Here is a 683-nt window from a genome sequence, read left to right on the forward strand (position 1 = left end):
GGCGGGTACGTTCCAAGGAACTTCGTTCAGCACCCGGAGTCTGGAGAAGACTTCCGGGAAATTAATGGAGACCTCGTTGGATCCAATATAGAAAAGGCTCAGGAACATTGGAAGAAAGCGAAAGAAGAGCTGAATATCAATAATGCTGAGCTTCGCTATTTAGGCGGGGACACAGAAGTGGCTAAAAACCTTGATGCTTATATTAAAGATCAACTTGAACAACTTGAAGGATTATCCATTAAAGTGGAAAGCGTTCCATTCAAGGTCCGTTTAGAAAGAGACAGCAACATGAACTATGATATTGAGAATTATGGCTGGGGTCCAGACTATATCGATCCGAACACATTTTTGAATCTCTGGGTCACAGATGGAGGAAATAATAAGACCGGATATTCGAGTGAAAAGTATGATAGCTTAATTAAAAATGCGGCTACTGATTTAGCTCAAAAACCGGTGGAGCGTTTCGAAACGTTCTTGGAAGCTGAGAAATTATTGATTAAAGAAGATGCGGTAATCGCTCCTCTTTATCAACGGGCGAAGGCTCAGCTATGGAAACCATATATAAAAAATGTTACAGCCAATCCAATGGGCCCTGATTATACTTACAAGTATGCTTACATTGAAGGGAAACAATAAGGACAGGAGAGGCTGGGACAAAACTGAATGAAACGCAAAAATTCCGA

At 41.1% G+C, this 683-nt stretch carries 1 protein-coding gene; it reads left to right on the forward strand.

The genetic code is table 11. The features are described from left to right. A partial coding sequence (locus tag LD39_RS19675) for an ABC transporter substrate-binding protein (protein WP_035552359.1) occupies positions 1 to 636 on the forward strand: 636 nt, incomplete at its 5' end. Positions 637 to 683: the final 47 nt, after the last annotated feature.

Source organism: Halobacillus sp. BBL2006 (genome assembly GCF_000786645.1).
In the GTDB taxonomy this organism is placed as follows: Bacteria; Bacillota; Bacilli; order Bacillales; family Halobacillaceae; genus Halobacillus.